Source organism: Moorella mulderi DSM 14980 (assembly GCF_001594015.1).
Classification (GTDB): Bacteria; Bacillota; DSM-521; order Neomoorellales; family Neomoorellaceae; genus Neomoorella; species Neomoorella mulderi.
Window position 1 is genome coordinate 122,504 of sequence record NZ_LTBC01000005.1, and the last position, 16,248, is coordinate 138,751.

At 49.9% G+C, this 16,248-nt stretch carries 15 protein-coding genes and 2 pseudogenes; 12 read left to right on the top strand and 5 right to left on the bottom strand.

The window, feature by feature from the left end; all coding sequences use genetic code 11:
• The first annotated feature begins 15 nt into the window (after positions 1–15).
• The 10 genes from dpsA to MOMUL_RS15765 all read left to right on the top strand — a co-directional run bounded on the left by dpsA (position 16) and on the right by MOMUL_RS15765 (position 8,317).
• Positions 16–909: a dipicolinate synthase subunit DpsA gene (gene dpsA, locus MOMUL_RS08655; protein WP_062284107.1), complete on the top strand. Its 894-nt coding sequence runs from the start codon at positions 16–18 to the stop codon at positions 907–909.
• 23 nt (positions 910–932) lie between these two features.
• Positions 933–1,547 (top strand): dipicolinate synthase subunit B, encoded by a 615-nt coding sequence (locus MOMUL_RS08660; protein ID WP_084785557.1) that lies wholly within the window; start codon positions 933–935, stop codon positions 1,545–1,547.
• A 7-nt stretch (positions 1,548–1,554) separates the two neighbouring features.
• Positions 1,555–2,562, top strand: coding sequence for an aspartate-semialdehyde dehydrogenase (locus MOMUL_RS08665; RefSeq protein ID WP_062284114.1), 1,008 nt, complete (start codon positions 1,555–1,557; stop codon positions 2,560–2,562).
• A 15-nt stretch (positions 2,563–2,577) separates the two neighbouring features.
• Positions 2,578–3,819 carry an aspartate kinase gene (gene dapG, locus MOMUL_RS08670; RefSeq protein ID WP_062284116.1) on the top strand — a complete coding sequence of 414 codons (1,242 nt, stop codon included), beginning with the start codon at positions 2,578–2,580 and terminating at the stop codon, positions 3,817–3,819.
• Positions 3,806–4,693, top strand: coding sequence for a 4-hydroxy-tetrahydrodipicolinate synthase (dapA, locus tag MOMUL_RS08675; protein WP_062284118.1), 888 nt, complete (start codon positions 3,806–3,808; stop codon positions 4,691–4,693). Before dapG ends, dapA begins: the two co-directional genes overlap by 14 nt.
• 148 nt (positions 4,694–4,841) lie before the next feature.
• Complete coding sequence (locus MOMUL_RS08680; protein WP_062284120.1) at positions 4,842–6,509, top strand: ribonuclease J; 1,668 nt, start codon at positions 4,842–4,844, stop codon at positions 6,507–6,509.
• A 3-nt stretch (positions 6,510–6,512) separates the two neighbouring features.
• A complete protein-coding gene (locus tag MOMUL_RS16610; RefSeq protein WP_161484988.1) occupies positions 6,513–6,668 on the top strand; it encodes a hypothetical protein in 156 nt (51 codons plus the stop codon).
• 70 nt (positions 6,669–6,738) lie between these two features.
• Positions 6,739–7,581 carry a DNA adenine methylase gene (locus tag MOMUL_RS08685; protein ID WP_062284123.1) on the top strand — a complete coding sequence of 281 codons (843 nt, stop codon included), beginning with the start codon at positions 6,739–6,741 and terminating at the stop codon, positions 7,579–7,581.
• A gap of 96 nt (positions 7,582–7,677) precedes the next feature.
• On the top strand, positions 7,678–8,034 hold the full coding sequence (locus tag MOMUL_RS08690; protein ID WP_062284125.1) for a hypothetical protein: 357 nt from the start codon (positions 7,678–7,680) through the stop codon (positions 8,032–8,034).
• 97 nt (positions 8,035–8,131) lie between these two features.
• Complete coding sequence (locus MOMUL_RS15765; RefSeq protein ID WP_236713054.1) at positions 8,132–8,317, top strand: UPF0175 family protein; 186 nt, start codon at positions 8,132–8,134, stop codon at positions 8,315–8,317.
• Here the strand turns inward: MOMUL_RS15765 and MOMUL_RS15770 are convergent.
• The 5 genes and pseudogenes from MOMUL_RS15770 to MOMUL_RS16615 all read right to left on the bottom strand — a co-directional run.
• Positions 8,256–8,973, bottom strand: a pseudogene (locus MOMUL_RS15770) (IS256 family transposase); the annotation flags it as partial. The gene MOMUL_RS15765 and the pseudogene MOMUL_RS15770 overlap by 62 nt on opposite strands.
• Positions 8,974–9,355: 382 nt before the next feature.
• A complete protein-coding gene (locus tag MOMUL_RS08705) occupies positions 9,356–11,332 on the bottom strand; it encodes a sigma 54-interacting transcriptional regulator (RefSeq protein WP_062284130.1) in 1,977 nt (658 codons plus the stop codon).
• A 439-nt stretch (positions 11,333–11,771) separates the two neighbouring features.
• On the bottom strand, positions 11,772–12,026 hold the full coding sequence (locus tag MOMUL_RS17315; protein WP_236713055.1) for a hypothetical protein: 255 nt from the start codon (positions 12,024–12,026) through the stop codon (positions 11,772–11,774).
• Between the two features lie 86 nt (positions 12,027–12,112).
• Positions 12,113–12,319 carry a hypothetical protein gene (locus tag MOMUL_RS08720; RefSeq protein WP_153018326.1) on the bottom strand — a complete coding sequence of 69 codons (207 nt, stop codon included), beginning with the start codon at positions 12,317–12,319 and terminating at the stop codon, positions 12,113–12,115.
• 281 nt (positions 12,320–12,600) lie between these two features.
• Positions 12,601–12,756 carry a hypothetical protein gene (locus tag MOMUL_RS16615; protein ID WP_161484989.1) on the bottom strand — a complete coding sequence of 52 codons (156 nt, stop codon included), beginning with the start codon at positions 12,754–12,756 and terminating at the stop codon, positions 12,601–12,603.
• Between the two features lie 284 nt (positions 12,757–13,040).
• On the opposite strand from MOMUL_RS16615, the pseudogene MOMUL_RS08725 reads away from it, so the two are divergent.
• A pseudogene (locus tag MOMUL_RS08725) lies at positions 13,041–13,360 on the top strand (transposase); the annotation flags it as partial.
• Positions 13,361–13,800: 440 nt separating this feature from the next.
• Entirely contained in the window at positions 13,801–16,203 is a 2,403-nt protein-coding gene (locus MOMUL_RS08730; protein WP_062284143.1) for a pyruvate formate lyase family protein, read from the top strand.
• Positions 16,204–16,248 lie beyond the last annotated feature (45 nt).

Below are 16,248 nucleotides of genomic sequence, written 5' to 3' on the forward strand. Positions count from 1 at the left end.
GGAGGTCGTTCCGGCATGGGTGGGATGCTGGCAGGGACCAGGGTGGCAATGCTGGGTGGCGATGCCCGGGAGGTTATTCTCCTGGAGGAACTGTTGCGTCAGGGGGCCGAGGTCAGGGTAGCTGGCCTGGGAGATTTGCCGGAGCGGGAAGGGTGTACCAGCTATGAAGATCCCCTGGCAGCTGTCCAGGGGGCAAGGGTAATCATTTTACCAGTACCGGGAGTTAATACTAAAGGCATGATCCATGCTCCCCGGGCGCGGCAACCCCTATATTTCACCCGGGAAGTGGCCGGGGCAATCCCGGCGGGAACACCGGTCCTGGTGGGGGTGGCGCGGGCCTACCTGAAAGATATGGCGGCAGAACGTGGCTGGCAGCTGGTGGAGACGGCCGAGATGGATGAAATGGCCATCTTAAATTCCATCCCTACGGCCGAAGGAGCCATTATGCTGGCCATGCAGGAACTCCCCATCACCCTCCACGGCAGTGAGGCCTTTGTCCTGGGACTGGGACGGACCGGTTTTACCCTGGCGAGGATGCTGGCCGGGGTGGGAGCAAGGGTAACAGTAATCGACAGGGGCGCAGCCGACCGGGCCCGGGCTTACGCCGAAGGCTGGCCGGCCTTTACCTTTACGGAACTGGCAGCAATAGTTGGGCAGGCTGATGTCATTTTTAATACTGTACCCGCCCCGGTCCTGACGGAAGCTCTCCTGGCCCGGACCAAACCTGGTGTCTTGATTATTGACCTGGCGTCGGACCCGGGTGGTACAGATTTTACCGCCGCTGCGGCCCTCAAGCGCCGGGCCATGCTCGCCCCGGGACTGCCAGGTAAAGTAGCCCCCCGGACGGCCGGGCAGATCTTGGCCCGTCTTTATCCCACCCTCATTTTAAAATGCCTGGAACGGCTGTAAACCCTACGTGGAGGTGCTTGAATATGCGGCTCAAGGGCAAAAGGGTAGGGTTTGCCGTCACAGGCTCCCATTGTACCCTGGCGGCGGTTATCCAAGAGCTGGCCAGGATAGTTGCTGAAGGTGCCCAGGTTGTCCCTATCCTGTCGCCGGCTGTCAGGGACAGCGATACTCGCTTTGGCACCAGTTCCTTCTGGCGGGCGGAGGTAGAAAGGATTACCGGGCAAAAAGCCATCGATAGTATTGTTACGGCGGAACCAATCGGTCCTAAAAAACTCTTTGACGTCATTGTAGTTGCCCCCTGCACCGGCAATACCCTGGCTAAACTGGCCAACGGGATTACCGATACACCGGTCCTGATGGCCATGAAGGCCCAGCTGCGGAACCTGCGGCCGGTGGTGATCGCCATTTCCACCAACGACGGCCTGGGGGCTAACGCCGTAAATTTAGGCCGGGTAATGAATATGAAAAATATTTACCTGGTCCCCTTTGGCCAGGATGACCCGCACAATAAACCCAATTCCCTGGTAGCCAGTATGGATTTAATTGTTGATACCATCCTGGCGGCCCTGGAGGGGCGGCAGATCCAGCCCCTTTTACTGGGTCCTCCGCCAAAGGGGCAGGTGACAGGAGGAAAGTAATAAGCTGATGAAGACTTACAATGTCGCTGTAGTTGGTACCGGGGCCGTAGGCCAGACTATGCTCAAGGTTTTAGAGGAGAGGAATTTTCCCGTTGGTAAACTGAAGGTCCTGGCTACCAGCCGTTCGGCGGGCAAGACTGTGACCTTCAGGGGCGAAGAGTACGTTATCGAGGAAACCACGCCGGCCTCCTTTGCCGGGATCGACGTGGCCCTTTTTGCCGGCGGCGAAGCGAGCAAGATTTACGGCCGGGCGGCAGTGGAGGCCGGGGCGGTGGTGATTGATAACAGCAGTAATTTCCGTATGGACCCCGAAGTACCCCTGGTGGTACCGGAGGTCAACCCCCAGGACGTCCGCTGGCATAAAGGTTTAATTGCCAATCCCAACTGCTCTACCATCCAGATGGTGGTAGCATTAAAACCCATCTATGATGCTGCCGGTATCAAGCGGATTGTTGTTTCTACCTACCAGGCAGTTTCTGGAGCCGGCCAGGAAGCCATTGATGAACTGCGGCAGCAAAGCCAGCAGGTACTGGCCGGGGAAGAGGTAACAGGTAAAGTTTTTCCCTGGCAGATAGCCTTCAACTGCCTGCCCCATATCGATGTCTTCCTGGAGAACGGGTACAGCAAGGAAGAAATGAAAATGGTTAATGAAACTAAAAAGATCATGGGGGATGACCAGATCCAGGTCACAGCCACTACGGTCCGGGTACCGGTCTTTAACGGCCACTCGGAGGCAGTTAACGTGGAGACGCGGGAAAAACTTACGGCAGCGGCTGCCAGGGAACTCCTGCGCCGGGCGCCGGGGGTCGTGGTGGTGGATGACCTGGCAGCCAAAGCCTATCCCCTGGCCATCCAGGCCGACGGCCGGGATGAAGTCTTTGTCGGTCGTATCCGGGAAGATTTTACCATCGCCAATGGCCTGAATATGTGGGTTGTAGCCGATAACCTGCGTAAAGGCGCGGCTACCAATGCCGTCCAGATTGCGGAATTGCTGGTGCAGGAGGGCCTTCTCTAGAGCGAGGTGACGGTCATGAAGGTCCTGGTCCAGAAGTTTGGCGGTTCGTCGGTAGCCACCCCGGAACAGCGGTTAATGGTGGTCCGGCATATCGAAAAGGCCTGCCGGGCCGGCTACCGGGTGGCCGTCGTCGTTTCGGCCATGGGCCGCCGGGGGGCACCCTATGCCACCGATACTTTACTGGACTTGCTGGGGGACAACCAGGTTTCGCCCCGGGAGCGCGACCTGCTCCTGGCCTGCGGGGAGATTATTGCCGGTGTAGTTTTAAGCGCGACTTTACAGGGACGGGGTATACCGGCCGTTTTTCTCACCGGCGGCCAGGCCGGCATCATTACCGATGCCCGCTTTAATGATGCCCGCATTATCAGGGTGGAACCCCGGCGGGTCCAGTCCTACCTGGAGCAGGAGCGGGTAGTGGTGGTGGCCGGTTTCCAGGGGGTTACCGAGGCCGGGGAAATAACTACCCTGGGCCGGGGCGGCAGCGATACAACGGCCGCAGCCCTGGGCGTGGCCCTGAAGGCGGAAGCGGTGGAGATATTCACCGATGTCGATGGTGTCAAGACGGCCGACCCCCGCATCGTCAGCGATGCCAGGACCTTGAGTACCATCACCTATACGGAAGTCTGCCAGATGGCCTATGAAGGGGCGAAGGTCATCCACCCCCGTGCGGTGGAAATTGCCCGGGAAGGAAATATACCCTTAAAGATAAAATCCACCTTTGGCGACGGGCCGGGCACCCTGGTGGTGGCCTGGCAGCCGGGTCCCAGCGGCGTTCATATCAGCCGCGACCGGGTGATTACCGGTATTACCCATATGGCGGGCCTGACCCAGCTCAGGGTTACTTTACCTGAAGGAGAAAGAGCCGAAGCTGTTTTCCAGACCCTGGCCCAGAATAACATCAGCGTTGACTTTATTAACGTCTTTCCCGGGGAACTGGTCTTTACAGTTGCCGCTGGCGCTGCCGGCAGGGCCGTGGAGCTGATTGAGGGACTGGGCCTGACGGTTACAGCCCGTCCTGGCTGTGCCAAGGTGGCTACAGTGGGGGCCGGTATGCGCGGCGTACCCGGGGTCATGGCAACCATTGTCACTGCCCTAAACCGTGCGGGGATAAAGATTTTACAATCGGCCGATTCTTATACATCTATATGGTGCCTGGTAGACCAGGCGGACATGGAGCGGGCCGTGCAGGTCCTGCACCGGGAATTCAAGCTGCACGATGAAGAAACAGGCGAGGTGAAAGCTTATGCCGTGGGGTAGAATCCTCACAGCCATGGTGACCCCTTTCACAGCAGACGGTAAATTAGATCTGGACGGCGCTAAGAAACTTGCCGCTTACCTGGTAGACCACGGCAGCGACGGCCTGGTGGTGGCCGGCACCACCGGGGAGTCGCCGGCTTTGAGCCACGAGGAAAAAATAGCCCTTTTCCGGGCCGTTAAAGAAGCAGTGGGAGGCAGGGCGGCAGTCATTGCCGGCACGGGCACCAACTCCACCGCCGCCAGCATCGAGCTTTCCCGGGAGGCAGAAGCCCTGGGGGTAGACGGGCTGATGCTGGTGGTACCCTATTACAACCGCCCTTCCCAGGAGGGCTTGTACCAGCATTTTAAAGCCATTGCCCGGGCCGTTTCCCTCCCGATTATACTGTATAATATTCCTTCCCGGACGGGGCGCAATATGGAGGCGGCAACGACCTTACGCCTGGCGGAGATTAAAAATATCGTCGCCGTAAAGGAAGCCAGCGGCGACCTGGACCAGGCGACGGCCATTATCAGGGAGGCGCCGGCCGGCTTCCTCCTGTACAGCGGTGACGACTCCCTGACCCTGCCTTTAATGGCCGTAGGCGCCTACGGCATTATCAGCGTCGCCGCCCATGTGGCGGGCGACAAGATGCAGGCCATGGTCAGGGCCTTTGTCAACGGCGATGTGGCCGGGGCGGCGGCCCTGCACCGGGAGCTTTTCCCTTTGTTTAAAGCTCTGTTCATAACCACCAACCCGGTGCCAGTGAAGGAAGCCCTGCAAATGCTGGGCCTACCGGCCGGGCCGGTACGTCTGCCCCTGGTCGGGGCCAGCCCGGCGGAAAAGGAAAAAATCGCCGCGGCCCTGAAAGCGGCGGGCCTGTTACGGGCTGGTTAATGTTGCGGGATAAGGACTTTTGAGGTATAATAAATATAGCTGGTTTTGAACGTGGGGGTTAACACCGGGCCGGCGGCAGCAGGCCCGGTCTTTAATTGTGAACGTACTACAAGTTTATCTTTGACAAATGAAAAATGGAGGTGGATTAATGGCCGAAAATGAGCAAAAGGTTTCCTTGATCCCCCTGGGCGGCCTCGGGGAAATAGGCAAGAACATGATGGCGATCAGGTACGGAAACAGCATACTGGTCGTTGATTGTGGCCTGACCTTTCCCGAGGACGAAATGCTGGGCGTTGACGCGGTCATACCCGATTACAGCTACCTGCTGGAACACCGGCAAATGGTGAAGGGGATTATCGTTACCCATGGCCACGAAGACCATATCGGCGCTTTACCCTATGTGCTGAAGGACCTGAATGTACCCGTGTACGGCACCAGGCTGACCCTGGCCCTGCTCCAGGCCAAGTTGAAGGAGCAGGGGAACCTGAACGGGGTCAAATTACAGCAGGTTAAGCCCCGGGAGATGCTCCGGATTGGCCCCTTCAGGGTGGAGTTTATCCATGTCAGCCATTCCATTGCCGATACCGTCGCCCTGGCCATCCACACGCCGGTGGGGACCATCGTGCATACCAGCGACTTTAAGATTGACTACACGCCCATCGATGGTGAGGTATTTGACTTCTACAAGTTTGCCCGGCTGGGGGAAGAGGGCGTCCTGGTGTTATTGTCCGACAGCACCAATGTCGAGCGCCCCGGTTATACTATGTCCGAACGGGTGGTCGGCGAAACCTTTGATGAAGTGTTCCGCCAGGCCAGGGAGCGCATTATTGTCGCCAGTTTCGCGTCCAATGTGCACCGGTTGCAGCAGATAATCTCTACCGCCTACAAGTATAATCGTAAAGTAGCCGTGGTAGGCCGGAGTATGGTTAATGTTGTTAATATAGCCCTGGAGCTGGGCTACCTGGATATCCCGGAAAATACCCTAGTGGATTTAAGCGAACTGGCCTACCTGCCAAAAAACAGGACGGTGATTATCTCTACCGGGAGCCAGGGGGAACCCATGTCGGCCCTGACCCGCATAGCCAGGAATGATCACCGCCAGATTGAAATTGTTCCCGGGGATACAGTAATTATTTCGGCATTACCTATCCCCGGCAATGAAAAACTGGTGGCGCGGACGGTTGACCAGCTGTTCAAGCAGGGGGCTGATGTTTACCACGAAGCTATAGATGGGGTCCACGTTTCCGGCCACGCCAGCCAGGAAGAGCTGAAGTTGGTTTTAAGCCTGGTCAAACCCAAATTCTTCGTCCCCGTCCACGGCGAATACCGCATGCTCATCAAGCATGCCCGCCTGGCGGAAGAACTCGGTATACCGCCGGAGAATATCTTCGTGGCGGAAAATGGCCAGGTGCTGGAGTTTACGCGCGAGCGGGGCGCCATTACCGGCCGGGTGCCGGCCGGGAGGCTCCTGGTGGACGGCCTGGGGGTAGGCGATGTAGGCAATATTGTCCTGCGGGACCGCAAGCAGCTGGCCCAGGACGGCCTTTTGATTGTCGTCGTGACTTTAAGCAAAGAGACGGGAGCAGTGATTGCCGGGCCGGATATTATCTCGCGGGGTTTTGTTTATGTCCGGGAGGCTGAGGAACTGCTGGAGGAGGCCAAAGAAAAGGTCCGCCAGACCCTGGACAAATGCGAAGAACGCAAGGTAACTGACTGGGCTACCATTAAAAGCAATATCCGTGACAATTTGAGCAAGTTCCTCTATGAGAAAACCAGGCGTCGCCCCATGATCCTGCCGATTATCATGGAGGTATAATTTTTGCACCGGGTGCCGGAAGGCCCCGGTTCTTTTTTAATCAAGGCTACCAGGGTTAAAGACATATTTGGGTTGTTTGTTTTCCTTCACCCCGCCCAGGCGGCCCTTCGAGCGGGCCACCAGTATTTACAGGTAAATACCTACCACCGTCGTTTGTAGCTATCTAAGAAGGAATTTGTCTCCTGGAAGCGAATATCTTGCTAGAGGCTAACCCTGGAGGTAATAGCAGGTGTTAGATAAATCTTCCTCTTTATGGGTTCGAGAATTGAGACCTAAGCCTCCTGTGAAATGGGCAGGGGGTAAAGCCCAGCTCATATCGCAATTTGAGCCACTATTCCCTAAGAAGGAATATAGCCATTATATAGAACCTTTCTTGGGGGGTGGGGCGGTGTTTTTCCACTTACTGCCCCCCAGTGCTATACTTATTGATAGCAACGAAGAGCTTATTAATTTTTACCTGGTAGTGCGTGACAACCTAGAGGAACTGCTAAGCGACCTCAAAAAGCATAAAAACACACCTGAATATTATTACTCCATCCGGGCTTTAGACCCGCGGTATCTTTCCCCAGTAGAGCGGGCCTCCAGGTTCTTGTATCTTAATAAAACAGGTTATAATGGCCTATGGAGGGTGAACAGCCAGGGTAAGCATAACGTACCCTTTGGGAGATATAAAAATCCCAAGATCGTGGATGAGCCCAACCTCCGGTTAGTTACGGAAGCTTTGAGAAATGCGCAGGTGATTTGTGATGACTTTAGCCGCGTACTGGACTTTGCCCAACGGGGTGCCTTTGTGTACCTGGACCCACCTTATTACCCTTTATCGGATACGGCCAACTTTACGGGATACACTTCGGATGCTTTCGGGCCTGAAGACCAAAAGCGCCTAGCAGGTGTGTTTAGAGAGTTGGATAGGAGGGGCTGCCTGGTAATGCTGAGTAATTCAGATACGCCCTTTATACGTGAATTGTACTCAGGATACGATATTCAGGTAGTCTACGCCAGGAGGGCTATAAACTGCAGGCCTAAACGGAGAGGACCGATAACGGAACTTGTCATTCGGAATTACAGGTGAGGGTGGGTTATGCCTTGACCTGTTGGTGGCCATATAGGCCGCCTCGGCCAGTTTTGAGGCCGGGGCCAGTTCAAAGCTTTCTTTCAGGTGAGCAGTTTGTACTGGCAATACATCCTTGGCAAGAAGGGTGGCGTAGCGGCTGTTTATATTGTTTGGATATTGGAAAATAATTTGGTGATCAGAGTGATAGTATCCCGGAGAAAACCCTGGATTGGAGGCTTTCATCTTCCGAGCTATTTGGCAGCTTTTTGTCTGCTTTCTGCACAAATTTTTTACTTATACTTCAATCTTTTCTCGGTTGCGAAATTCGGGGTATTCGCTGGAGACGGGTATTCCCTTACATTTTTACTCCTTTGGTTAGTTTTAAGACAGAAGCAAAACCTGTTCTATGGCTTTGATAAAAAAATCGTTTTGCGTGCAGGCAATATTGATAAATTGGCATTACTGGGGTAAAATGGCGGCAGGAAGATGATAAAATGCAATGTCAGACCATAAGGATTGAATTCGAGTTACCTAAAGAGCTTTTTTAAAGGGCCGGGTCTCGGAGCAAATGGTTAAAGCCGAGGCTTTAAAAAGGCTGGCGGCAACTTTCTTTGCCGATGGCAGCCTGTCATTAGGCAAGGCGGCAGAACTGGCTAAAATATCAAAACAGGATTTTTTAGACTTCCTGGCAGAACACGAGTATGGAATTTCCGCTGCAGCGACTTGGGACATACTTCTAATATGTTGCGGATAAAATGCGTCTGACATCGCTGCCAGCTTACTCCCTGAAAATGGGTCATAATGGCCTTTACAAGCCCCTTATGGTCGTCCGAAACCACCCAGTCAACGCCTTTTAACCCACGCCTCTTCAGACAGGCGAAAAACTCCGACCAGCTAGCCTCAGATTCACCGTCCCCAATCATCAGCCCTAAAATCTCCCGATAGCCCTCCCTGTTGACCCCAGAGCCTATAAGCACACTTTGTGATCGCACCCGGCCACCTTTCCGCACCTTTATGACCAGGGCATCCACCAGAAGAAAGGGATACTCCTTTTCACTTAAGTCCCGTTCATTCCAGGCTTTTACAATCGGGGCAAGACGTTTGCATAGCTCGGATACGGTCGACTAGATAGCTCTGTGCCGCACAACTCGTGGAAAACTCGCCGCATCTAATCCGGGGTACCTACAAAACGAGACGCCCAATCCTGGTTACTAGTGATTTCTCCCGGTAGCCATTACAATATCCCCGCCTTTCCTCTGTGCGTTCGTATGGCTTAGCTTTGAGCTGCTCTGTGACCTGGGCCTCGAGAATCTGATTTAGAACCTGCTCCACCAGCGGGGCCAAGCCATCATCCCGCAAAAATAGCTGTTGCAGAAGCTCGCCATCTACGGTAACCTGGTAATGGGCCATCTTCCATACCCCCTGGTGATGGTTTTTGTTTTGCCTATTTTTTATTACCAGAGGGAGGGTGGCCCTTCCTGCTTCTAATCCCACCCTTTTTTACACACTATACCGGACACTATTCTTATAAATATTTCCTTCTCTACACCTGTAAAAATTATTTTTGGCTGCTCGCAGGGGTGCGGAAGATGAGCTTAAACAAGGTCCTTCTATTAAATCCCTGAAATACGCTCATTTTGGGGATTAGCTTTTTTTTCCCTTTTTTGTCCCTTTAATTCCTTTATTTGTTAATTATGGTTTTATAAATTATGGTTTATATTCGTTGTTATGGTGACCTCGTTGATTTGCTCGTCCAAGATGCCTTTTATTTTTTGCCATCACTCACTCCCCTTTAATTGGATTGTTCCCTGCTTTTACCTGGGGTTTTTTGGGCGTTACGAAAGGCTACATTACCACCTACATTTTTGCTTCTCCTCCAAAACGTCGACCTGCTAATCCCCAGAATTTCAGCTGCTTTTGTCTTGTTCCCACAAGCCAGCTTTAGGGCAGTGGCAATAACTTCTTCGTCGAGTTTTTCCCTGATTTTTTGCGCTTCAAAGTTAGTGGTAATCAAATCAATAAAAGGTAACTTATCTTTATTGTAAATTTGAGATGCCTTTAAAAATCTGCAAAGATCGCTGTACAACTGTTTTGCAGGAAGTGTCATTTTTTGGGAATACATTAAATAAGTCACGAGTCTCTCTAATATGTTCTGTAACTCTCTTACATTGCCAGGCCAACTGTAATTCTTGTATATATCTAAAATCACCTCTTTTATGACTGAAATGGTAATTGGTGGAATTTTGTCGCCCAAAAACGCGTCGATCAAGTCTAAAATATCCTCGCGTCTTTCTGTAAGAGGTGGAATATCCAAAACTAAAACCGCCAAACGATAATAAAGATCAGATCTAAACTTACCCGATATAACGTAATCTTCCAAACGGACATTGGTTGCCGCTATAATACGCACATCTACCGGAATAAGCACTTCTCCACCAAGGCGCAAAACTTCCCTTTCCTGTAAAACTCGCAAAAGTTTTGCTTGAAGGGGAAGGGGCATCTCGCCAATCTCATCTAAAAACAATGTCCCTTTATGGGCCAATTCTATTAAACCTCGCTTTCCTTTTTTTTTAGCTCCTGTAAAGGCCCCTTCTTCATAACCAAAAAGTTCGCTCTCAAGAAGATTTTCAGGCAAAGCAGCGCAATTGACAGCTACAAATGGTTCTCCCGACCTGGGACTGTTATTATGAATGCTGGCGGCAAATAACTCCTTGCCCGTGCCGGTCGGCCCTACAATTAACACGTTTGCCTCAGAGCATACGGCATAGGATCGAGCTATTTCCTTAACTGCGGAAAGCCCCTTCCCAATTATATCTCCAAAATTATATTTAGCTATATGCGGCCTAGATAACATTTGCTTTCGTATATTATAGCTCGCTTTTTCAACTCTCTTTACTTCCTGGAAACGATAAAACCATGTACCCTCATCAAAAACAATGTCGCATAGTAATTCTTCGCCATTTATATTAGTCACAAAGTTTTCTTTGGGGCCACTATTCACTAACGTCTCCGGAAGAACTTCGGCAACCTTCATGCCTATAGTATTCGATTTGCTTCGACCAAGAATCTGCGCCGCAACATTATTGATGAATTCGATGCAATAATTAAAATTATTTACTACTATCAAACCAACATTGCTAAGATCTATTATTCTATTCAGTTTTTCATAACTCCTTTTCATCTTAAGTTCTCGCTTTATCATTGCTAACTGAAGTGCTTCCAATAAAGCCTGCTTAATTGCCTGCTCCGAATAATAATAAAATGCTTTAAGCCCGTACTTAGGGGCTAAATCGCATACTAGGCTTCCCCCAACAACAGCCTTACCTCTCTGTTGGGCTATTGAATAAAATATATTGTTTAATTCGTCCTGATTAGTAAATTTATATTGAGAAATTTTAATATCAGCCCGAAAAATATCTTTTACGTAGTTCAATTCTACTAAATCATAAGAATTAATTACATGAACCCATGAGTCTATATTTGCGGCCTCCCTAACGGTCAGTATTATGTCAAAAGGGAGAGGTTTTATTACTATTTTGGGTATTGCAGGAAACCATAATTCTAAAAGTTCACTATGTGAGCGCCCACATACAAATACTTCAATCTCATCTGCAACCTGATTGATTTGAGAAAAAGCTTCATGAAACATGCCCTGAAAATATACGAATTCATTATTCTGATATGGCAAATCATTCAGTAATACTTTCTGAGTTAAATCAATAATTTTTCTGCGACCGATAATACCTATCTTGCTTTTTTTAGTAACCATATCTATCATCCCCCCTGATTTTGTCGAGATGTTTCTCGGATGCACCTTGTCGATGCTTCCAAAACAGAATTTCTGAACCTGTTTCAGCACAATACTTTTTTGTGTATGAAGGTTACCCCTCTCCCTGTGGAGAATCTTATTAGTAACGCCATCAAATCCCAGTAAAGGAGGGTAACCAAACTTTGAGTCGTAAGGCTTTCGGTAATCCGCCTTGCCCTAAATGCGGGAGCCATCCTCGCAAAAATGGTCATCAGCATGGCCCCGATGACAACCTCTATCAGAATTACCAGTGCACCAACCTCGATTGTCTCCACCAGTTCTAACCTGGTATGCCACGGTCTAAGCAAAAGGAAACTGCTGTCCATTGCCCACTATGTGGCCGCCCTATGGAGATGCGTTACTCTAAACACACCCTTGCTATTGCCCTCTACTTTAGCGTTTATCTGGCTCTCCCGGCCACAATTACCGCTACTATCTTGAAGGATATCTTTAACGTTTCTCCTTCACCAGATATTGAGATCTGGACTAAAAGGCGGCTGCTTGCCTCTACCAGAAATTGGGGCACCTTGAACTTCCTGTCCCCAACGGTAAGGTGCATATCGACGAGACTTTCCTCTTCCACAATCGCCATAAGATTTTTTGGGCTACTCGCAACCCTGAACACCGCCTCATCCTGGCCTGGTTCTTTTCCCATAACCGGGATTCCCTGGCCGCTTTTAATTTCCTGAAGCAGCTTAATACCAACAATAATGGAGAAAACCTAACGGTAGTCAGGGGGAATTAATTAAGAATAGCCTTCAACTCGCGAAAAACGGCAGCCTGTCCGCGGCCAAGGATAGCCCTCCGGCGACTGTAACCCGTCACCACATCGACGACGGTGATTGTGTAGGCAAAATGGCCCAGGGAAGAACCGCCATTATGCTCAACCAGGTCAACTTCAAGGGCTCCGGGACGGTTTTCATCCCAATCATAGCACTCGATTGGCACCTCGGTATGAAGCCTGGAACCAGGTTTCTGGTGCGGTATGGTACGTTTAGGCTTAGGTGAGCGCCACCGGGCCATTCTTCTGGCTAAAGTAGACCGGCTAATCTGAGCCAGTTGCTCACCGTACCTGAGGCGTGAGGAAAAGCTCCCCGTGGCTGGCCAGGAGCTCAGCGGTGGATAGCAGTACAGGATGCAGGCGTTCAGTACAGGGATAGTCCAGGGCCTCCCAAACAAGCTGGATAGCTGGAAGCGCCTCTAAATACTTTAATGGCTTAGTTCGCTTTCTAGGCGGCTTTTTGGCAGATAATAGCATACTTACAGTTATATACAAGCATTTTGCCGACTTCGTCGATTATCTGGGATTTGTTGGCCCGGGGGGTAGCCTGGCGGTAACGCTGGTGCATATTGCTTAAATACTCACGGCGACTATCTAATGACATCCCCAATAATCATTACCAATCTCTCTCTATACAATTTCACAATAAAAACTTACATAAAGCGGTTTTTGCACGAAATCATTATATGCCTTTACACTATACTTTACTAAAGTAAAAATATTAACTTGTCAAGAGCCATTGCGTCTTAAAATCCGCCAAATTTCTAAAATATCCTGTCCTTACAAGAAAAAATTCTTATTATAATGATTTTTGACACCGAACTATGATATTATCATAGTGTAAGCTAACATTCGCCACACCATCTCATTTTCCTCCAGGGTGGTCTCATGTTAAGGCTAAAATATCCGCAGCTCACCCACTGGGAATGTCCTGCTGCCATCTGACTTGATCCAACTTAATCCAGAATTGGCCAGGGTGGATGAACTTCTGGATGATGATAGGTTTTGAGGTGTGCATTGGTAGGCCAACTATTCTTATGGAAACCAACCTGCACATGACGTATCTGAAGTACCGCTATGGCTTGGGTTATGAAGTTTTAGTCCAGGAAGTAAATGACAGTACCAAGTGGCGGTATTGCTATCTTATTCCCTTAACCCAAAAAGTACCTCATGCTACTACTTTGATTTTGATTAAGCGCAAATATGGTTTACGCCATAGCCTTTCCAGGGGATATAAAGGGCACCACCGCCTGGGTCGGGTATGGAATTTTAGCACAATGGTATAACAAGATGGGTAATGCAATTAGAAATCTATTGGACTACAGTCCAGAAATAACACTGCAAAAAAGGGGACTTTTTCAGGGGGGAGTAAATAGGGAGCCTGACCAGGTGATTTGGAATTTTGTCTAGTTTTCTGTTTTATTTAAATTAGTAATGAAACGTATTTGTGTCAGGCGATACAACGGATGCTACATCTAGTAGCGCCATTCCATTATTTGCCTGTTGACTGCAAATAGCTCCGTCAGTTGTCAGGTCTAGTTTTGATAACAAACTATTAAACTAAACAGCCCCCTGTTTTTTAGTGGCACGGAATTTGCAATAAAGATATTGTGTAATCTATATTTTGTCTAAGGAGGTACGAATCAAGATGGCCCTATCAGAACGCATTGCGAGGTACAAAGAAGAACATGTGCCAAAACATTTCTGGAAGGAGGGTTATGTAAAACCTGTTTATCTCTCTATCCTTCGTTCCAGGGCGTATACAAAGGTCTGGAAAGAGACCGAAGGCGAGCCCACGTCTATTAGGAGAGCGAAGGCCCTGGCTGAATATTTGGATACCATGCCTATTTTTATTAGGCCGCATGAGTTGCTGGTAGGATTTTATGCAGAGGACCCCCATGCTTTGCCAGTATGTATAGAGTCCACAGAGCCCGACTTTATAAAAAAGATTATTGCTGACGGAAACGTGAAGCAAGAAGAAGTAGGAGAATGGAATGAACTGCTTGCCTACTGGGCAGATAAAGGCTTAAATAAGCTATTGCTTTCCAGGCTGACGGAAAAAGAACTGAAATTGGCCAAGGCTGATCATACTTTTATGGAAGTCCTGCCGACGCAGTATACCACGCGGTCGCAGGCCGAATATGATCTTGTACTGGAGAATGGGCTAAACGGCATCAAGAAGATTTTACAGGAAAAAGTGGAAAAACTTGACGAAGCAAGGGAAAACTGTGTCGGTGGCCGGGAAGCCGTCGAAATAAACAATAAGCAAAACGATGTCAAAGCAATGATTATTGCCGTAGAAGCGGTCATCCGTTGGGCTAATCGCTACAGCGAACTGGCCAGGAGAATGGCAAAGGAAGAAAAGGACCCTGCTAGAAAGAAGGAACTGGAGCAAATAGCAAGAATATGCGCAAATGTTCCTGCCAACCCGGCGAATAGCTTCTGGGAGGCTGTGCAGAGTCACTGGCTCACATTCCTGGCGTGCCATGTCATTGAGCAGCTATCCCACGGCACATCGTTGAGACTAGATCAGATCTTCTGGAAATGGTATGAAAAAGACGTTATTTTAGATAAGACGTTGCCGAGGGAGAAAGCGCTGGAATTGATGGAAGAGTTTCTCTTGAAGATAGACGAATTGGGCCGGCCCTTGCCGTTAGTTTGGAGAAAGAGCTTACAGGGCAACAATTACCTGGCCACGTATACCATCGGAGGGACGAAGCCTGAGGACGGCAGCGATGCCTGTAATGACATGACGATATTGATATGCGACGCCCTGGACGAATTGTGGATTAATCATCCTGACTTTAAATTCAGGTGGCATCCCAAGGTAAACCCCAGGGCTTATGAGAGAGTGCTGGAACTGCAGAGAAAAGGTTTGGGACAACCCTCTATCAAAAACGAGGATATTGCCATTGCTACTTTGATAGATCATTACGGTTTTACCCTGGAAGAAGCCCGGAGCTGGGCGGTAGTGGGTTGTATCTCCCCGGCGCCTACTATTAATTGGGGCAGGTGTAGGAGGGACGCCTGGACTGTTTATCCGGCAAAAATCTTAGAACTCACTTTCTTCAATGGCGTGAACCCCACGACAGGCGAAGAGATCGGCATAAAGACGGGCGATGCCAGGGACCATAAAACTTTCGAAGAGTTTTTTGAAGCTTACAGAAAGCAGTTCGCCTGGGTAATGCGCACCTCGGCGCGAATCAAGACTATTGCTGAAGAGTGTAACAACCAGTTATGCAAACGGCCTTTCCTTTCTGCCCTATTCAGGCGCTCGCTGGAATCCTGCCGGGATATTATGGATACTCCCGAGAAGGGTATGCCTTGGGTTAATGTGCCGGGCATAGTGGATGCATGCGATTCACTGATTTCGCTGAAAAAACTTGTCTTTGATGACAAAAAATATACCATGAGTGAAGTTCTCGAGGCGCTGAAGTCTAATTGGGAAGGCTACGAAGAGATGCGCCAGGATTTCATTAACGCACCCAAATTCGGTAATAACGATGATTATGCAGACGAAGTTGCCAAAAAAACTTACGCCATGATAGCGGAAGAAATGAGCAAAGTAAAGGATATCAACAATGCCTCGCCTATGCCTTCCGGGCTCATAATCACCTGGATGTTCTCTACAGCGGACAAAGTGGGGGCCTTGCCTAACGGCAGGAAGCTGGGAGACTGGTTGACTGATGGTGGCATTAGCCCCCATGCTGGATATGACAGAAAAGGCCCCATGGCGGCCATATTATCTGCCGCGAAGATAGATCATCGGAAGCAAAAAGCGAACATATTCAATCAGAAGTTGTCGCCGTCTTGCATAGAGGGTGAGGCTGGCTTCAAGAAGTTCAAGGATTATGTAACAACAATTTTGAACTTGGGGTTGGATATGATTCAGTTTAATGTGGTTGACGCGAAAACCCTCAGAGACGCCCAGCAGCATCCGGAAAAATACCCCAACCTCGTAGTAAGGGTGTCTGGTTATAACGCCAAGTTCGTGGAAATGGATAAGTTTGTCCAGGATGCTATTATAGAACGCACCCAGCACGTGATCTAGCCTCGCTCTTATATAGGGTGGCTACAATTCGCCAGTGCGCTGACG